Source organism: Prochlorococcus marinus CUG1415 (assembly GCF_017696015.1).
Taxonomy (GTDB): Bacteria; Cyanobacteriota; Cyanobacteriia; order PCC-6307; family Cyanobiaceae; genus Prochlorococcus_A; species Prochlorococcus_A marinus_AE.
In genome coordinates, this window is record NZ_JAAORL010000001.1 from 533,670 (window position 1) to 550,681 (window position 17,012).

At 31.1% G+C, this 17,012-nt stretch carries 19 protein-coding genes and 1 tRNA gene; 10 read left to right on the forward strand and 10 right to left on the reverse strand.

What is annotated here, in order from left to right; genetic code table 11:
- Nucleotides 1–3 precede the first annotated feature (3 nt).
- Nucleotides 4–615 carry a TIGR04282 family arsenosugar biosynthesis glycosyltransferase gene (locus HA143_RS03045; protein WP_209083163.1) on the reverse strand — a complete coding sequence of 204 codons (612 nt, stop codon included), beginning with the start codon at nucleotides 613–615 and terminating at the stop codon, nucleotides 4–6.
- Nucleotides 616–809: 194 nt separating this feature from the next.
- Here HA143_RS03045 and dnaA point away from each other — a divergent pair, with 194 nt between their 5' ends.
- Nucleotides 810–2,204 carry a chromosomal replication initiator protein DnaA gene (gene dnaA, locus HA143_RS03050; RefSeq protein WP_209084416.1) on the forward strand — a complete coding sequence of 465 codons (1,395 nt, stop codon included), beginning with the start codon at nucleotides 810–812 and terminating at the stop codon, nucleotides 2,202–2,204.
- Here the strand turns inward: dnaA and HA143_RS03055 are convergent, their stop codons facing one another.
- On the reverse strand, nucleotides 2,205–3,434 hold the full coding sequence (locus tag HA143_RS03055) for a glutathione S-transferase (RefSeq protein ID WP_209083164.1): 1,230 nt from the start codon (nucleotides 3,432–3,434) through the stop codon (nucleotides 2,205–2,207). It lies immediately after the preceding gene.
- 52 nt (nucleotides 3,435–3,486) lie between these two features.
- Between HA143_RS03055 and gorA the strand changes: the two genes are divergently transcribed.
- On the forward strand, nucleotides 3,487–4,851 hold the full coding sequence (gene gorA, locus HA143_RS03060) for a glutathione-disulfide reductase (RefSeq protein ID WP_209083165.1): 1,365 nt from the start codon (nucleotides 3,487–3,489) through the stop codon (nucleotides 4,849–4,851).
- A 1-nt stretch (nucleotide 4,852) separates the two neighbouring features.
- Here gorA and HA143_RS03065 read toward each other — a convergent pair whose 3' ends face one another.
- A complete protein-coding gene (locus HA143_RS03065) occupies nucleotides 4,853–5,932 on the reverse strand; it encodes a calcium/sodium antiporter (RefSeq protein ID WP_209083166.1) in 1,080 nt (359 codons plus the stop codon).
- A 117-nt stretch (nucleotides 5,933–6,049) separates the two neighbouring features.
- On the opposite strand from HA143_RS03065, the gene pyrC reads away from it, so the two are divergent.
- The 6 genes from pyrC (at nucleotide 6,050) to trpA (ending at nucleotide 9,880) form a co-directional block, all read left to right on the forward strand.
- Nucleotides 6,050–7,099 (forward strand): dihydroorotase, encoded by a 1,050-nt coding sequence (gene pyrC, locus HA143_RS03070; protein ID WP_209083167.1) that lies wholly within the window; start codon nucleotides 6,050–6,052, stop codon nucleotides 7,097–7,099.
- A gap of 388 nt (nucleotides 7,100–7,487) precedes the next feature.
- Nucleotides 7,488–7,973, forward strand: coding sequence for a DUF805 domain-containing protein (locus HA143_RS03075; RefSeq protein ID WP_209083168.1), 486 nt, complete (start codon nucleotides 7,488–7,490; stop codon nucleotides 7,971–7,973).
- 315 nt (nucleotides 7,974–8,288) lie between these two features.
- Nucleotides 8,289–8,374 (forward strand) — tRNA-Leu (locus HA143_RS03080).
- 78 nt (nucleotides 8,375–8,452) lie between these two features.
- Nucleotides 8,453–8,686, forward strand: coding sequence for an NAD(P)H-quinone oxidoreductase subunit L (ndhL, locus tag HA143_RS03085; protein WP_209083169.1), 234 nt, complete (start codon nucleotides 8,453–8,455; stop codon nucleotides 8,684–8,686).
- A gap of 4 nt (nucleotides 8,687–8,690) precedes the next feature.
- Nucleotides 8,691–9,011, forward strand: coding sequence for a DUF3007 family protein (locus HA143_RS03090; RefSeq protein WP_209083170.1), 321 nt, complete (start codon nucleotides 8,691–8,693; stop codon nucleotides 9,009–9,011).
- 26 nt (nucleotides 9,012–9,037) lie between these two features.
- A complete protein-coding gene (gene trpA, locus HA143_RS03095) occupies nucleotides 9,038–9,880 on the forward strand; it encodes a tryptophan synthase subunit alpha (protein ID WP_209083171.1) in 843 nt (280 codons plus the stop codon).
- An 84-nt stretch (nucleotides 9,881–9,964) separates the two neighbouring features.
- On the opposite strand, the gene HA143_RS03100 is transcribed toward trpA, so the two are convergent.
- Nucleotides 9,965–10,321 (reverse strand): AbrB family transcriptional regulator, encoded by a 357-nt coding sequence (locus HA143_RS03100; protein WP_209083172.1) that lies wholly within the window; start codon nucleotides 10,319–10,321, stop codon nucleotides 9,965–9,967.
- Between the two features lie 98 nt (nucleotides 10,322–10,419).
- On the opposite strand from HA143_RS03100, the gene HA143_RS03105 reads away from it, so the two are divergent.
- Nucleotides 10,420–10,689, forward strand: coding sequence for a YciI family protein (locus HA143_RS03105; protein ID WP_209083173.1), 270 nt, complete (start codon nucleotides 10,420–10,422; stop codon nucleotides 10,687–10,689).
- A 241-nt stretch (nucleotides 10,690–10,930) separates the two neighbouring features.
- Here the strand turns inward: HA143_RS03105 and HA143_RS03110 are convergent, their stop codons facing one another.
- The 4 genes from HA143_RS03110 to hisIE form a co-directional block, all read right to left on the reverse strand.
- On the reverse strand, nucleotides 10,931–11,251 hold the full coding sequence (locus HA143_RS03110; protein ID WP_209083174.1) for a hypothetical protein: 321 nt from the start codon (nucleotides 11,249–11,251) through the stop codon (nucleotides 10,931–10,933).
- Nucleotides 11,252–11,620 (reverse strand): YkvA family protein, encoded by a 369-nt coding sequence (locus HA143_RS03115; protein ID WP_209083175.1) that lies wholly within the window; start codon nucleotides 11,618–11,620, stop codon nucleotides 11,252–11,254. It lies immediately after the preceding gene.
- Between the two features lie 39 nt (nucleotides 11,621–11,659).
- The gene (locus HA143_RS03120; protein WP_209083176.1) at nucleotides 11,660–12,583 is read right to left on the reverse strand and encodes a sigma-70 family RNA polymerase sigma factor; all 924 of its coding nucleotides are present in this window, start codon (nucleotides 12,581–12,583) and stop codon (nucleotides 11,660–11,662) included.
- 165 nt (nucleotides 12,584–12,748) lie between these two features.
- Entirely contained in the window at nucleotides 12,749–13,405 is a 657-nt protein-coding gene (gene hisIE, locus HA143_RS03125; RefSeq protein ID WP_209083177.1) for a bifunctional phosphoribosyl-AMP cyclohydrolase/phosphoribosyl-ATP diphosphatase HisIE, read from the reverse strand.
- 63 nt (nucleotides 13,406–13,468) lie between these two features.
- On the opposite strand from hisIE, the gene HA143_RS03130 reads away from it, so the two are divergent.
- The gene (locus HA143_RS03130) at nucleotides 13,469–13,939 is read left to right on the forward strand and encodes a 6-carboxytetrahydropterin synthase (protein WP_209083178.1); all 471 of its coding nucleotides are present in this window, start codon (nucleotides 13,469–13,471) and stop codon (nucleotides 13,937–13,939) included.
- A 49-nt stretch (nucleotides 13,940–13,988) separates the two neighbouring features.
- Here the strand turns inward: HA143_RS03130 and HA143_RS03135 are convergent, their stop codons facing one another.
- Together HA143_RS03135 and petE are read right to left on the reverse strand one after the other, a co-directional pair.
- Complete coding sequence (locus HA143_RS03135) at nucleotides 13,989–16,571, reverse strand: ATP-dependent Clp protease ATP-binding subunit (RefSeq protein WP_209083179.1); 2,583 nt, start codon at nucleotides 16,569–16,571, stop codon at nucleotides 13,989–13,991.
- A 59-nt stretch (nucleotides 16,572–16,630) separates the two neighbouring features.
- Nucleotides 16,631–16,981, reverse strand: a complete 351-nt coding sequence (gene petE, locus HA143_RS03140; protein WP_209083180.1) for a plastocyanin — start codon at nucleotides 16,979–16,981, stop codon at nucleotides 16,631–16,633.
- Nucleotides 16,982–17,012 lie beyond the last annotated feature (31 nt).

Sequence of the window (17,012 nt, forward strand, 5' to 3'; positions counted from 1 at the left end):
TGATTACTTTCTATTTTCAATATCAATTATTGTATCTATATCTATTTTTTTGTCCAAAAACTTATATTTCATGTTCGTCGAGGCAAAATTATCAATTGTATTTTGAAGAACATTTTCTTTACTCCACTTGATATTGATAAAAGGTAAGTGTAGATGATTTGATATTATTGATTCTGATAAACCAATAAGCCAATACCCTCCATCATTAGATGGCCCTAAAATAAGATCATTTTGTTTTAGTTCCCTGATAGTATTCAATAAATCTAGATGGCATAAATCTGGTAGATCAGTGCCGATAAAAATTATATTTTTTATCTTATTTTGTGTACAAAATTTTTTGTTGATAATTATTTGCCGTTTCATTTTTTCTCCCAAGCAGCCTTTACCCTGCAAATTAAACTTTTTAATGCCTAATTCTTTAGACCATCTTCTACAAGATGTCCCCCCTAAACCAGATATAGCTATAGAAATATCAATTGGTTGAAGTTTCTGGATAGATTTGGCGACGGAAATGGTGTGGTTGGTCATCACACTTTGTATTTTTGCAGAATTACTTTTACCTATATCTCTAGATAATCTTGTTTTGCATCTTCCAAAACCATGCCATTTAGCCATGATAATAAGTAATGATTTATCCAATACTTCAGTGAGATTTATAATAATTATATGCCTATGAAAAAAATATAAAATTTATTCTTATAGATTAGGATTATGCTTTGTTAAAAAATTTTAAATTTATCGTGATCTTGTGATTTGATAATGGCCAATTATTAAATTCCAACTAGATTAATAATCTAGTGAATAAAATTTTGCAAGCAACTAATCCTATTTGGTCGGAAGTTCAACAACTACTTCAAAAAACTTTAAGTAAGCCTTCATTTGAGACGTGGATAAGGCCTGCTAAATTTAGTTGCTTTGAGAATGGGTTATTGACCTTAATCGCTCCAAATACATTTTCAAGTGATTGGTTAAGAAAGAATTATTGTGCAACTATCGAAGAAGCTGCAAAAGAAATTTGTGGCCATGATGTAAAAGTTGTTTTTAAATCTGAAATAAATAGCAACAGCGATTTAACAAATAAAGAGAGCCCAAAGGAACTGAAGTTAAATAACAAAACAAAATCTTTTTCTAATAACTACCAAGATAATTCTTCAAAAAATCGATCCAAGAATCCTAATGGTTTAAATTTACGTTACGTCTTTAAAAGATTTGTTGTGGGTCCAAATAGTAGGTTGGCTCATGCCGCAGCTTTAGCAGTTGCCGAATCTCCTGGGAGAGAATTTAATCCATTATTTATTTGTGGTGGAGTAGGTCTTGGTAAAACTCATTTAATGCAAGCAATAGGTCATTATCGAGTAGAAATAGATCCTGAAGCAAAAGTCAAATATGTATCTACAGAGACTTTTACTAACGATGTTATTAGTGGTATCAGGAGAGATGGAATGACAGCTATTCGAGATAAATATAGAAATGTAGATCTGATTTTAATAGACGATATACAGTTTTTAGAAGGTAAAGAGTATACTCAGGAAGAATTTTTTCATACTTTTAACGCTCTTCACGAATCAGGAAGTCAAATAGTGATTGCAAGTGATAGGCCTCCAAATCAATTGTCGGGAATTCAAGAGAGATTAATTTCTAGATTCTCAATGGGTATGACTGCAGATATTCAACCCCCTGACCTTGAGACGAGGACGGCTATTCTTCAAAAAAAGGCAGAACAAGAGAGGATGAGTCTCCCAAGAGATTTAATCCAATTTATAGCAGGAAGATTTACTTCCAATATCCGAGAATTAGAAGGTGCATTTACTAGGGCAGTTGCATTCGCTTCAATCACAGGCTTGCCAATGACAGTCCAGTCAATTGCCCCAATGCTTGATCCGAATAGTGTTGGAGTAGTTGTAACTCCAAAACAAGTTATTAACAAGGTGTCAGATTTCTTTAAAGTTTCTACTGATGAATTGATTAGTTCAAGTAGAAGAAAACCAGTAAGTCAAGCCAGACAAATTGGTATGTATCTTATGAGACATGGAACCGATCTAAGTCTGCCAAGAATAGGAGATGAATTTGGAGGTAAAGACCATACCACTGTTATGTATGCTATAGAACAGGTTGAAAAAAAATTGTCCATTGATCCTAATATTGCAAGTCAAGTTCAAAAAATAAGAGATTTACTTCAAATAGATTCAAGAAAAAATTTCTAATTAATTAGAAATGAAATTGATAGGGTCTTGATCATATCTATGCTTGAGAGGTATCTCATCTATTTCATTGTTATCACTTATTAATTCAATTTTATTTAATGATTGTCTTAGTAACCTTGCTGAAATAATTGGCATATCTCTTGGAACTGAGATTCTATCTTTTAAATATCTCAGAGATTTTCCTGAAAGTTTCTCAGGGATTCTTACTTCACTTGTGATCATATAAGTTAATGCTGATCTCAATGATTCTTCAAAGAATTCCTTATCGTATGGGTTAACTTTTATTAAACTTTCTTTATGCTTTAATACTCTTTGAATAGCAATTCTGGCGTAATATTTTGAATCGTAATTTTTATTTAATTCAAAATTACCAAGACCTTCCCCAGTATCTATTGCCTTAGAGAAAACAATCTGTTTTTGATTGCTCTCTTTGAAACATCCACCCATTTGTGGAGGTAAGTCATGAGAGTGAGTATGAAAATCTCCCTGAGTTCCTCTATAAGCATTTGTTCCTTCAAAAAGGGTAAGCCAGGTATGTATAGATGGATAATTAGATCTTATGTTAAAACCTTTATAGTACATTAAGGAAGCATTCATTCTCTCCATATATGGAATAAAAATTATATCTCCAATCCCAGGCTCTAAATCACCTGAATTAGATACTGCTGGATCAACAAACCCTGATTCTGATCTGCTCAAGATTTCATCAAATTTAGAAATAGATTCTTTTAATCTTTTTTTTCTAAAAGAGTTATCTATGAAATTAAAGCTTTCTCGGCAAAGCCAATTACACCAAGATCTGAAAATTTCTCTTTCTAATTTTCGCGTTTCTCTAAGGTGACTTGATGTTATATAAGACCCTTGTGCTCCAAATTCATTTTCTAAAAAAGCTATGATGTTATCGCTTTCAGTTACAACTTGCCCTTTAAATTCAATTGCAGGTAATTTACCTGATCTGACTTTATCAAGGAACCAAATTTCTTTTTGACCATAGCAAAACATATTTATTTTTTTTACTCTATAAGGAATCCTCTTAAATTCAAGCCACAACCATATTTTCTGACAATAAGGACACCATGAATGTCTATCCCTAAAAAGAGTAACTATGACATCCTCTTCTTTATGACCAAATAATCTTAAGTTTGCGTAGGAATTATTAATACCATTAACTCTATCAAGATCTTCAATCTTAAATTTATTTAAGTCTTCCCATGTCAAAATCTCATACATTCTTTGAATTTAAGTAATAAACTTAAGTTATAATAATTGATTAAAAAAAATCTTGGAATTTCAATTTGATTTAATTGTTGTTGGTGCTGGATCTGGAGGATTGGCAGCGGCTAAACGTGCTGCAAGTTATGGAGCAAAAGTTGCAATTATAGAAGCAAATCAAATAGGCGGTACTTGTGTAATAAAGGGATGTGTTCCTAAAAAATTGATGGTTTATGCAGCTAAAAGTAAAAATAATATTACTTCTTCTGGAGGATATGGATTAAAAAGTGAAGGCATTATTTTTCAATCGAGTATTCTATTGAAGAATGTTAGAGAAGAGGTTTCGAGGTTAAGTGATTTACATAAAAATTATTTAAATAAACTGAATGTAACTGTTTTTGAGGGATTAGGAAGATTCATAACACAAAATGAATTAGAAATAATTTGTCCAAAAACAAACAGAATTATAAATAAAATAAGATCACAAAAAATTCTTATTGCAGTTGGAGGTAAACCAAAGAAATTAAATATTCCTGGAATAGACTTGGCATGGACGAGTGATGATATTTTTGAATTAGATAAGTTTCCTGAATCAATATTAATAGTTGGAGGCGGATATATTGCCTGTGAATTTGCGTCTATTTTCAGGAATTTAGGTACTGAAGTAACTCAAGTAATTAGAGGTCAACATTTGCTTAATGGTTTTGATGAGGATCTGTCTTCATGCTTAGAAGAATCACCTACTTTTGCTGGAATAAATATAATCCCTAAAACTCAATTAAAGTCTATCGAGAAAGTAAATGGGAATTTGAAATCTAGCCTGGACTCAGGAGATGAAGTTCTAACTAATAATATTCTTATCGCGACAGGTAGAGAACCAAATCTTTTGCCTTTAAATTTAGATTTTTTAAATTTAAAGATGGATGGAACATATTTAGATGTTGATGAACTTAATCAAACAAGTAATGATAATATTTTTGCAGTTGGCGATATCATAAATAAACCTAACTTAACTCCAGTAGCAATAGAACAAGGTAGAGCTTTTTCGGATAATTTTTTTAATGATCAAAAAAGAAAAGTAAATTATAAATATATTCCTAAGGCAGTTTTCACTATTCCTGAAATTTCATCAGTTGGCTTAAGTGAGAAAAGAGCTAAAGAAATCTACTCTGAGAAAAATATAAAAATTTTCAAATGTAAATTTACACCTATGTCTAATACGTTTAAAGAGAATAAATCAAAATGTATGTTAAAGATTGTCGTTAATAGACTAACTGACAAAGTCTTGGGATGCCATATGTTTGGAGAAACATCATCTGAGATTATTCAAATGGTATCAATTTCATTAAACGCAGGTATAACAAAAAAAGATTTTGATATTACTATGGCTTTGCATCCAACTATCTCAGAAGAATTTGTGACAATGTATGGCTAAATTATAATTTAGAAAATTTTAAATTTTCTTGAAAAAAGAGAAAGACAGTAAGTAATGAAAAGTAAATCAATAAACCTATCCTTAATTCAAAGAGATAATTAAATTCATTCAAAAAAAGTATCTTATCGAGGATGTAAAAAATATAAAGATTAAGCAAAATAAATCCTTCAATTCTCGTTATTTTCCCTTTGCTCCAAAAAATTGGTAAGCATGCAAAGGTGGTTAAAACCATAAAAGGTAGATCAACTTTTATTAGGCTTTGATCAATTACTAAACCTTTAAATCCTGAAAAAATGCTACAACTTCCAAGGATTAGAAGTTGATTAAGCAGATTGCTTCCTATTACATTCCCAATAGCGAGATCTGTTTTCCCCTTAAATGCCGCAATAATTGAAGTTACTAATTCTGGTAAAGATGTTCCAGTGGCAAGAATAGTTAAACCAATAATAATGTCATTAACCCCTAAAAGAGTAGCAAGCATTTGAGCACCATTTACTAAAATGTTTGAACCAAAGCTTAAAAGAAATATTCCCAATATCAACTTTAGTAAAATATTTAGCTTCCCTTTATAATTGGAATTGAATTCCTCTATCTCTGGTTCAGCAACTTTTGTATCCTCTTCTTTCTCGTTGATGGTATTAATTTCCCATATTGTATTTAAGACTAAACAAAATATTAGAAATATTCCTGCTTGCAATGTTAATAAGCCTGTTGATGACATTGCCCAAACCGCACAAGAAATAGCCATCAAAAGAGGAACATCTCTTCTGACTATTCTGCTTTTTACCTTAAGAGGTGTTATCAATGAGCTTATACCTAAAACTACAAGAACATTAAAAATATTGCTTCCAATTACATTGCTAGCCGCAAGCGAATCACTGCCTTTTAAAATTGAACTTAAACTTACCAACAACTCAGGAGAGCTTGTACCGAGTGAGACAACGGTTAATCCAATTACTATTTGAGGTATACCTAAAATCAAGGATAAAATTATGGCTCCTTGAATAAAAAACTCTCCTCCTGCGAAAAGTAAAACTACACCTAATATTATTTCTATTATTGGAAATACAAAATCACTCATATTTAAGCTTTATTTAGAAAATTAAATCTTTAAAAATTGATTAATAACTATCCTCGAATATCTATAATTTATTGTCAATTTTAATTTGCTGTTAAAATTGATTAAATCGTAAAAATTTTGAAGACATTAACCATATTAAAACCTGATGATTGGCATGTACATTTAAGAGAGGGTCTTGTATTAAAAAATATAATTCATTTTACATCAGAATATTTTGGAAGAGCTATCGTCATGCCAAATACTAAAAGTCCAATAACATCTATTGATGCTGCTATTTCTTACAAGAAATCTATTGCTAAAGCGCTACCAGAGAGTTCGAGGTTTGAACCATTAATGACAATGTATCTTACTGATGAGACTGATAAAGTAGAACTAATAAATGGTTTCAACAATAATGTATTTTTCGCAGCAAAATTATATCCAGCTAATGCCACAACAAATTCCAGTCATGGAGTTAAGAAAATTGAAAATCTATATAACATCTTTGAATTAATGCAAGATTCTGGAATGCCTCTTTTGATTCACGGGGAAGTGACTGATTCTAAAGTGGATGTATTTGATCGAGAAGAAGTTTTTATAGATAGAGAACTTTCACAAATAACTAAAAGATTTCCAAAATTAAAAATTGTTTTAGAACATATAACCACATCTTATGCAGTGGATTTTGTCCAAGAAAATAATATTGGAGCTACTATCACACCGCATCATTTACATATAAATAGAAATGCAATGTTTTTTGGAGGCTTAAATAGTGATTTTTACTGTTTACCAGTTGCCAAGAGGGAAAATAATAGACTGGCCTTAAGGAAAGCTGCAACAAGTGGGAAAGAATGTTTTTTCTTGGGAACTGATTCTGCTCCCCACCTGAGAAAGTGGAAGGCTTTTTGTGGTTGTGCAGGTATTTTTAATTCCCCAGTTGCAATAGAAAGCTATTTAACAGTATTTGAAGAGGAAAATGCTCTAGATAATTTTGAGAAGTTTGCAAGTTTGAATGGCTGTAATTTTTATAATGTGCCCCCAAATAAAGAAAAATTAAAATTAGTATCTAGACCTAATAAAATCGAAGAATTAATTCATGTTTTTGAAGAAAAAAATATTATCGGACAAATAAAACCATTTCATGCAGGTGAAACTTTACAATGGCAAGTCGAAGGGATAGTAAATTAAAAAATTATATTTAATCTGATCATTCATTAAAAGTGTAAATTTCCCAATTTTTCTTGGTTAAATTGTTCACTTTCGGCGTCGATTAAATATAGAAACTCCTTTTGATTGCGCAGGAGTCAGTAGACTTTCATGACTTGGAATCTCCTGAGAATCTAGTAATTAGTGGATGGGATTAGTTTTTAAAAGCTATTCCCTTTCTTAATTATCAAACTGTACAAATATATAGATCAATACATAATAAAATCTGCCGAGCATGCTAATCCAAAAAAACTAATATTGGATCAGCAGGAGCAATTAAATCCGAGTAGATTTATAAAATAAATGCAATGTAGGAAGTTATCAGTAATTAAATTTGTATAATTTAAATCGTATAGAAATAATATTTTTCATGATAAAGAATTATTTGTCTGCTTGGCAAAAGCCTTTTAATTTTCAAGGGAAATCGACTAGAAAAGAATACTGGCAATTTTTAATTTTAAATTCCATTATCTTAGGGTTTTTTCTTCTTATAAGAGCATTCGATTATGCTGATTATTACAGTTTTCCGAGTGCCATATCAATACCTCTTTATCTAATAGGTTTTTTGTTGTTTTTTGGAAGTACCTGGATTGCTCTTCCACTCACCGTAAGAAGAATTAGAGATGTTGGTATGTCATGGAAATGGATATTTTTTGTTTCTATACCATATATAGGCGCTATTTTTTTACTGATATTTCTTACTAGGTCATCAATGGTTTTTATTGATGGGAATGAATATTATTTAAAATACCCTACTAAAAAAAATCATATCATTGGATATTGGATTGGAGGCGTTGCATGGTTTGTATTCGGTTATCTTGGCCCTCTGATTATTGCTGTAAGCTCAATTAAATAATTTCCCCAGATGATTGTCTTTATCCTTTGCTATATCTTAATCTAACGAGACTATAGATTTCTAAATCATCACTTTTTAAAAATAATAATATGAATTATTAGAATTGTCCTTATATTATTAATAAAGAATTAAATGTAAGTCGTAAGAAATAAGGTTTAACTCGTTAAGAGGAAGTTCATATCTAACCTGACAAAAAGATCTTTTAATTGAGTTGATAATCCAGCGCTTTCACAAAATCCACAAAAGTGTAAATATTCGAAATTTTCTTGGTTAAATGGGATACTTTCAGCTACGATTATAGAGCGAAATTCCTTTGGGAGTGTGGCGGAATTGGTAGACGCGCCGGACTTAAAATCCGTCGAGCGATTTAGCTCGTGGGGGTTCAAGTCCCCCCACTCCCATAATTTAATTATTTATTTTTAGTGCTTACGATAACATCTAATAATTGTTATGTTTGAACTAAGAAGCCATAAATCAAAATGGAAAATATTTTCAATAATTCTTTCGCTATTTTAATTGCTTATATTCTGGTTATTTCTTTCTATTTATTAGTTATTCCATTATTATTATTCTACTGGATGAATAATAGATGGAATGTTATGGGCAAATTTGAAAGATTAGGAATTTATGGACTAGTATTTCTTTTCTTTCCAGGTTTAATTTTATTTTCTCCATTTTTAAATCTCAGATTAAAAGGAAGCAGTAAAGGTTAAATAATTGACTAAAGGTAAAGTTATACAATTAGGACTATTTGTCTCATTAATAGGATTAATTAGTTATGAAGTATCGCCCCAAATTGGGATTGATAATTTTACAGCAAGTACTATCTCAAGTTGTATCTTAATTCTGATTGTTATTACTTGGGTATCATCTTATGTTTATAGAGTTTTAAATGGAAAAATGACGTTTATGGAACAAAGGAAGCGTTATAGAAAAGAGTATGAAAAAATTGTTAATGATAAACTAGAAACCAAGTTCAATTCATTGTCAAAGGAAGAGCAGGAAAAGCTAATGGAAGATTTAGAAAAAAATCCATAAATTTTCATATAAAAAATCTGAAATTCATGAAAGATAACAAAATGCAAAAGACTAAAAATGAAACTTTATCTAAGGTAGATGAGAAGTTTTATGAGTTAAAAAATAATAAAAAGTTAGCTTTGATGCCTTTCATAATGGCTGGGGACCCCAATATTGAAATAACCTCTGAGATTTTATTAAAGTTACAAGAAAATGGAGCTGACCTTATTGAATTAGGGATTCCATATAGTGATCCTCTTGCAGATGGGCCTATTATTCAACTTGCTGCCTCTCGTGCTTTAAAGTCAGGTACCACCCCAATAAAAGTAATTACACTTTTAGAGTCTCTAAAAGGTAAATTAAATATTCCCATCATACTTTTTTCTTACTTAAATCCTTTATTATCTTTTGGCTTTGAACGGTTTTGTGAGATAGCATCCAATGCTGGAATCTCTGGACTAATAATTCCTGATCTCCCTTTAGAGGAAGCTTATAAATTTTCTAAAATAGTTAGTACCCATTCTATGGACTTGATTTTATTGGTGGCTCCAACTACTCCTTTTGAAAGAATGAAGAAAATATCCAATCATACAAAAGGCTTTACTTATTTAGTAAGTGTTACAGGTGTAACTGGGGAGCGAAGCAAAATGGAAAATAGAGTAGAAAATCTTATTGCAAAATTAAGAAAAGTAAACACTAATCCAATTGCTGTTGGTTTTGGTATATCTACCCCTGAACATGTAATTAAAGTTCGTGAATGGGGAGCAGATGGAGTAATTATAGGAAGCGCATTTGTAAAACGAATTTCTAGTTCAAGTGAAAAAGATGTTGTTGATCATGTTGGTGAATTTTGTAAAGATATGCGTTTAGCAGCCGATCAAAAAAAATAAATATTAAAGATAAAAAATGGATAAAAACACTAATTAGGGGATTTATAAATTAATAATAACTATTAAATTTATTTTTGTTATCTTTTAAGACTCTTCAGTAGGTAATAATCTTATTTGTTTCCTTCCAAGTTTAATTTCGAATTCATCACCTGCTTTTAAATCTAGAAGTGCTGTATATGCTTTCCCAATCAAAAGATTTCCGTTCCCTTGAACTGTAGCTATGTAACTTAGTTTTCTTCCACCTTTGCCAATACCTGCAACTCCAGCATCACCAAGATTAACCCCTTTTGCTTCTAAAAGTGCTTCATAAAATGCAGTGAAATTTAGGCGTTCACCCCCACTTTTCTTGGTGGAAACATATCCACAAGCGCGAACAAGGTCAGACTTGCTAACATCACCAAGTTCTTTGACTTTTGCAAGAAGATCGCTACCAGTCAGCATAATTAATTAAAAGAAAGTTCTTCTTAAATAAGATAGCAATTTGTGTGTAATATATGCAATTATTTAGTATATATTTATCCTATTATTTATCTTTATAAATGGAAAAGTTTGTAGTTTTTGGAAAGTACTGTGAAGATGCAATTATTAAAAGGGAACCATTTCGTGAACAACATCTTAATAGACTTAAAAACTTAAAAGATCGCAATATTTTAGTTACTTTAGGGCCAACAAAATGTAATAAATATTTGTTTGGAATTTTTAATGTTAATAACGAAAATCAATTAAGAGATTTGATTGAGGAAGATATATATTGGGAAAAAGGTATATGGATTAATTATGATATTTATCACTGGGTTCAGGCTCTTTAAATATGAATTATATATTTTGGTAAACTTTATTATTAATTTAAATAAAATTCTTTAAAGGAAATTAAATAAAAATAATATACATTCATAATATTATAATTTAATTATTCATGATATTTTTAGGAATCCATCCTATAGTTATGTATTAAAAGGGTAGTTTTTAAGAGCAATATATTTTCTCTGAATTCTATTTGTAATGCAATAAGATGATTTCTACTTAAAATATGATGTTCAAACAAAATATTTATTTATTAGTATCTTGATTGATCTGGTTTACTAATGAGTCTATATCTAATTGATTATATGGTGGCGTTTGGTTCGTTTCCGGATAATCATTTTTGATATTCTCTATCCAATTTTGTTCAATCTTTATAAGATTTTTTGCAATATTGAACATACCACCTTTTTTATATAAGTCTTTGATTTTTAGAATGATTTCAGAGGTTCTACTTGATTTAATATTTAGTTCATAGGCTAAATCCTTTTGTGTAAATCCATAGGATTTCAACCAATCCTTAATGAACGAGATTAGTTCTTTTTCTTCCTGTTGAGATAATTTACTCATTCAATAAAAAGGGAATAACTTATTGAGCTTGTTTTCTGCTCTTGCTCTTATTGAAGGGGTCATATATTTACTCCATATACTTAGTACTGCTGTGAGGGCTACAAAATCGTCACTAAAACCAACCAATGGCATAAAGTCAGGGAAAAGGTCAAATGGCATAATTAAATAGGCTAGCGCAGCCATTAAGGAAACTCTTACTTGCGCTGGAGTATAAGGGTCTATAGCCATCTCTAAAACTTCTAAGGCAGGCTTAGCAATCGTTCTTCCTGCTTTAATAAGAATCTTGATAATAATATTCTCATCAAATGTTGAACTTTCTAAAACTTCAGCATCATAAATTTTCTCTTGGTTTTTATAATTCTCTTTCATCTTTAATAAATGAAACTCTAAATATTTTACTGGGAATTTTTAGCTAATACTATCAACTAATCCATTCTGTATCCCCGCCTTTCTTAGTTTTCTCAAGGCACGTTGAACGACTTGTCGGCAATATTCCCTACTACAACTCATATGTCTTGCAACTTCAGCTAAAGTTCTCCACTCATTTGAACCATCCAAACCAAATCTCAGACTTACTATCTTTCTTTCTTTTTCAGTTAAATTTGCTTTATCTAATAAATTCCAAGCAGACGCAGTCCTTTCGGCTAATTCAGCTAATTCCATTGGAGCAGTTTGATCACTTGGAAGGATATCAACTAACTCAGAGGGATCTGACTTTGATTTAACAGTACCTTGAAGACTAACAGTAATACTTCTTAATTCGCAAGAAAGGAGTTCCTCAATTTCCTCCTTAGTTATTTTCATTTCTTCAGCCAGCTCATTGTTTGTAGGGGGAATCCCCTTAAGTTGCACAAGCTTTGATCTCGCTGATCTTAATTTTGTAAGTTTTTCATTGATATTAACAGGTATCCTAATAGTTCTACTTTGAGTTGATAATGCTCTATTTAATCCTTGCCTAATCCACCAATATGCATAGGTGGAAAATCTGTGCCCCCTAGATGGATCATATTTTTCTACAGCCCTTGTAAGGCCTAATGTCCCCTCCTGAATTAAGTCCAGCAATTCTAATCCTTTCCCTTGATATCTCTTGGCAAGATTCACAACCAATCTTAGGTTTGCTGTAATCATCTCATTTTTGGCTTTTTCACCAATTTTGATCTTTTTTCTTTCAGCTTCGGAATATTCACAAGCGGGACCTTTACCACCTGCCTCTTGACACCTATTTGAAAGTTGCACCATCTCTTGGACTTTTCTGCCCATAGTGAGTTCTTTTTCGGGGGTCAATAGTTGATGACGCCCTATTTCACCAAGAAAATCGCTTAATGAACTCAAGATTGACCCCAAAAGTTTATATATTTAACTTATAGTTAATTCAGTAATAAGCCATACATGTAATAATTAATTAATATTTAATTAATAATTTTTAATTACTTAATTAATTATTAATTCTGAAATTTTTAGATGAAACTACTATAATAAATTCTAAATTTTAATTATTTAATTTCTTCTTGATTCTAGAACAGCAAGTACATCTCTCCACTCAACACCTTTATGCATAAGGGCTACTTGCAGGTGATAAATTAAATCGGCAGCTTCATTTGAGATGGAATTTTTATCATTATCTTTGCAAGCCATTATAAATTCAGCGGATTCCTCTCCTATTTTTTTTAAAATAGTATTACTACCTTTTGTTAATAAATGATTTGTGTAACTTTTGTCTGAAGGATTTATTGATCTTTCATTAATGGTATTGAATAATTCAGAGCAAATATTTGAGAAGGGAGTTGTTATTTTCTCTTTTTTATAATTTTGATTAATTTGAATTTCGTTGAAAAAACAACTTTTTTCCCCAGTGTGACATGCACCTGAACCATTTTGTTCAATCAAAAGGATTAGTGCATCATTATCGCAGTCAAATCTTATCTCCTTAAGTATTTGGGTACTTCCACTCGTAGCTCCTTTTCTCCAAATTTCAGATCTTGATCTACTCCAGTAATGGACGTTTTTGGTTTCTAGAGTCATTGTCAATGATTCTTTGTTCATCCAAGCAAGCATAAGAATTGATCCGTCAAGCCAATCTTGTGCTATTGCAGGGATTAATCCATAATTATCAAAGCGTAGATCTTCTATCGAAAAATTAGTTGAATAAGTCATTATGTTCGTTATGTTAAATCCTACTCATTGTGTTTTATTAAAAATTATCCTAACAGTTAATTGATGTATATTCATTCTCTGAAATTTTCATGCAGTAAAAGTTACGAGGATTTTCCATGTTCGCATAGGCAATGGCGCCATGAAGGTCACTGCAGATTTGTGCATGGATATTCAAGATCATTCACTTTTTGGTTTACTGCAAAGAAATTAGACCTAAATGGTTTTGTTGTGGACTTTTCAAGTCTAAAGCCCCTTGAAAATAAACTAAAGCAGCAATTTGACCATACTTTCTTGATAAATAAAGATGATCCTTTATTGCATTACTGGGAAAAATTATATGACTTAGATGCTTTAGATCTGCGAATTATGGATAATGTGGGAATGGAATTCACTTCTGAATTGATTTGGAGATGGGCTAATGAATACTTGCATGATAAGGATAAGGGCAGAACATGTTGTTGGAAAACAGAATCAAAAGAAAATAAATCTAATAAAGCAAGTTATGAGAAAATTCCTGAGTGGTTCCAATCTTAGATTAAAGTTATTAAATTTCGAGTAATATAAAAGTCTTTAATTTAGATCTTTAATCAACAATTATCTCTCCATTAACCAGATAAATATTAACCTCGTCTTGATTAAGGTAATTATTATTCAATATATTGTTTGAAATTTTTGTCTCAATTTGTTTTTGAATAATTCTTTTTAAAGGCCTTGCACCATAGGCATTGTCGAAACTATTTTGGACTAGTTGGTTAATTGCCTCATCAGTAATTTTGAATTTTAAGTTTTTTTTGTTAAGTCTATTTTCTAAATTTTGAAGCTGGATTTTTGCAATTTCTTTTATATCACATAATTCTAAATTATTAAAAATAACTATTTCATCAAGTCGATTTAAAAACTCAGGCTTGAAAAATTTTTTAAGTTCAGAATCTACAATTTTTTTAATTTCATTTGTATCTTCTTTCCTAACTGATAAATCATTTATTGATTGACTTCCTAAATTACTTGTGAGAACTATGATTGAATTTTTGAAATTGATTGTACGGCCTTGACTATCAGTAATGATCCCATCATCAAGAACCTGTAAGAGAATATCTAAGATATCTTTGTGAGCCTTTTCTATTTCATCTAGAAGTATCAATGAATAAGGATTTTTGCGTACAGCTTCAGTTAGTTGACCGCCTGATTCGAAACCTAAATATCCAGGCGGCGCACCTATAATTTTGCTAACTGAATGCTTTTCCATATATTCAGACATATCTAGTCTTGTAATTGAAGAATTTGAATCGAATATAATTTCTGCTATTACTTTACTCAGCTCTGTTTTCCCAACACCAGTTGGACCTAAAAAGAGGAAACTGGCTAATGGCTTGCTTGGATCATTTAGACCCGTCCTTGATCTCTTAATGGAATCTGCAACAGCCCTAATTGCACTATCTTGACCAATAATTTTTTCTTTAAGAATCGACTCCAGGCTTAAAAGCTTATCTTTTTCTGACTGGTTCAAGTTCTGTACTGGAATAGAGGTCCACTTTGAGACAACTTCTGCAATATCATCAAAAGTTACCTCTTGCCTTAAAAGACTCGTCTCTCCTTTTTTGTGAGAATATACTAGGGATTCACTTTTCTCTTTTAATTTTTTTTGTAAAGAATTTAAAGTTCCAAATTCCAATTCTGCTGCTTTGTTGAGGTCAAAACTCCTTTTGGCTTGATCTATTTGTAATTGAATGGATTCAATTTCTTCTTTTATGGTGCTAATCTCATCAATTTCATCTTTTTCTTTTTTCCATTGAGCGCCTAATTCTGCCTGTCTATCTTTAAGTGATATAAGTTCATTATTGATTTTTTTTAATCTTGCTATAGAAAAATCATCTGTTTCTCTTTTTAAAGATAATTTTTCCATCTCAAACTGTAGAACTTTTCGATCAATTTCATCAATTTCTTCAGGTTTCGAAGTTATGACCATATTTAATCTTGAGGCTGCTTCATCGATTAGATCTATTGCTTTGTCAGGAAGAAATCTATCGTTAATATATCTTTCGCTAAGGGTGGCAGCTGCAACCAAAGCATTATCAGAAATCCTCACACTATGATGAACTTCGTATCTTTCTCTTAATCCTCTTAAAATTGATACAGTATCATCTATTGAAGGAGCATCAATTTTTATTTTCTGAAATCTTCGTTCTAGAGCAGGATCTTTTTCTATATTTTGTTTGTGTTCATTAATAGTTGTAGCACCAATACATCTAAGTTCTCCTCTTGCTAGCATAGGTTTTAATAGGTTGCTGGCATCTAAAGAACCTCCGCTGGCGCCTGCACCAACTACTGTATGAATTTCATCAATAAAAAGAATGATCTTACCGTCTGATTTCTTGACTTTCTTTAGGACATTTTTTATTCTTTCTTCAAATTCTCCACGATATTTTGCTCCAGCTAAAAGTGAACCCATATCTAATGAAATTAGTTGCCTATTTTGTAGTGCAGAAGGGACATCGCCATTAATAATTCTTTGGGCCAACCCTTCCACTATGGCTGTTTTGCCAACGCCAGGTTCTCCAATAAGAACCGGGTTATTTTTTGTTCTTCTACTCAATATTTGAATTGTTCTTCTAATTTCTTCATCCCTACCAATAACTGGATCTAATACCCCATCCCTTGCTGACTGGGTTAGATCAATACCATATTTATCTAAAGACTTATTATAAGTATCAAAGTCATTTTTTACTGCTGGATCTGACTTCATTTTATTTATAGTTTCAAGAAATTCTGGAATACTTTTTTGATTTAAAATTTGAAATCCATATTTATTATCATAAGTGAAACCGTAAACCAAGTGTTCTGTTGATATCACTACATCATCTAAATTATTTTTAATATCATTGGCTTTTAAAAATATTTTGTAAAGAGTATCACCAATATATAAATTTTCTTGTTTATTTTTCATTTTGGCCTTCGAATTTGATGAAGACATTATTTCTTTCTCCAGCTCTTTGAGATTTACATTATTTTTTTTTAAGATCTTTTTTGTAAGGTTGTCTTGTTTTATGAGAGCTAATAATAAATGGTCAGAGTCTACGTCTTGTTGGTTATTTTTATAAGCAATTTCTTTGGCCAAAATAAAACAGTTCCAAGCAGAATTTGAAAATTCGCTTGGAACTATTTTCATCAATTAAAATTAAGGTATGACTGAATTAAGTAAAAAAGAATACTTAACTACTAGAAGATTTATTGAACAACAACTTTACCTACCATTCCAGCTCCTCTATGTGGCTCGCAATAGTAATCATAAGTTCCTGCAGTGTCAAATGTTTCTTCCCAAGACTCTCCTGGGGCAAAAGCTAGGTCAGGATGACTTAATTCCTCATGCCCATCAAAAACAGCATTGTGAGGGGCAAGTTTATTATTGACGAATTTAACTTTATCACCAGCACTTATGGTTACTGTACTTGGTTCAAATGCAAGCATTCCAGCATCCGTACCAAGTTTTACTTCAACTGTCTTAGCTGAAACTGATGAAATACCTAGACCTAGAGTTAAAACTATTGCGAATAACCCTGCAAAGATTGAACGTAACATAATTAAAATTTAGTTATATATATATTACAAG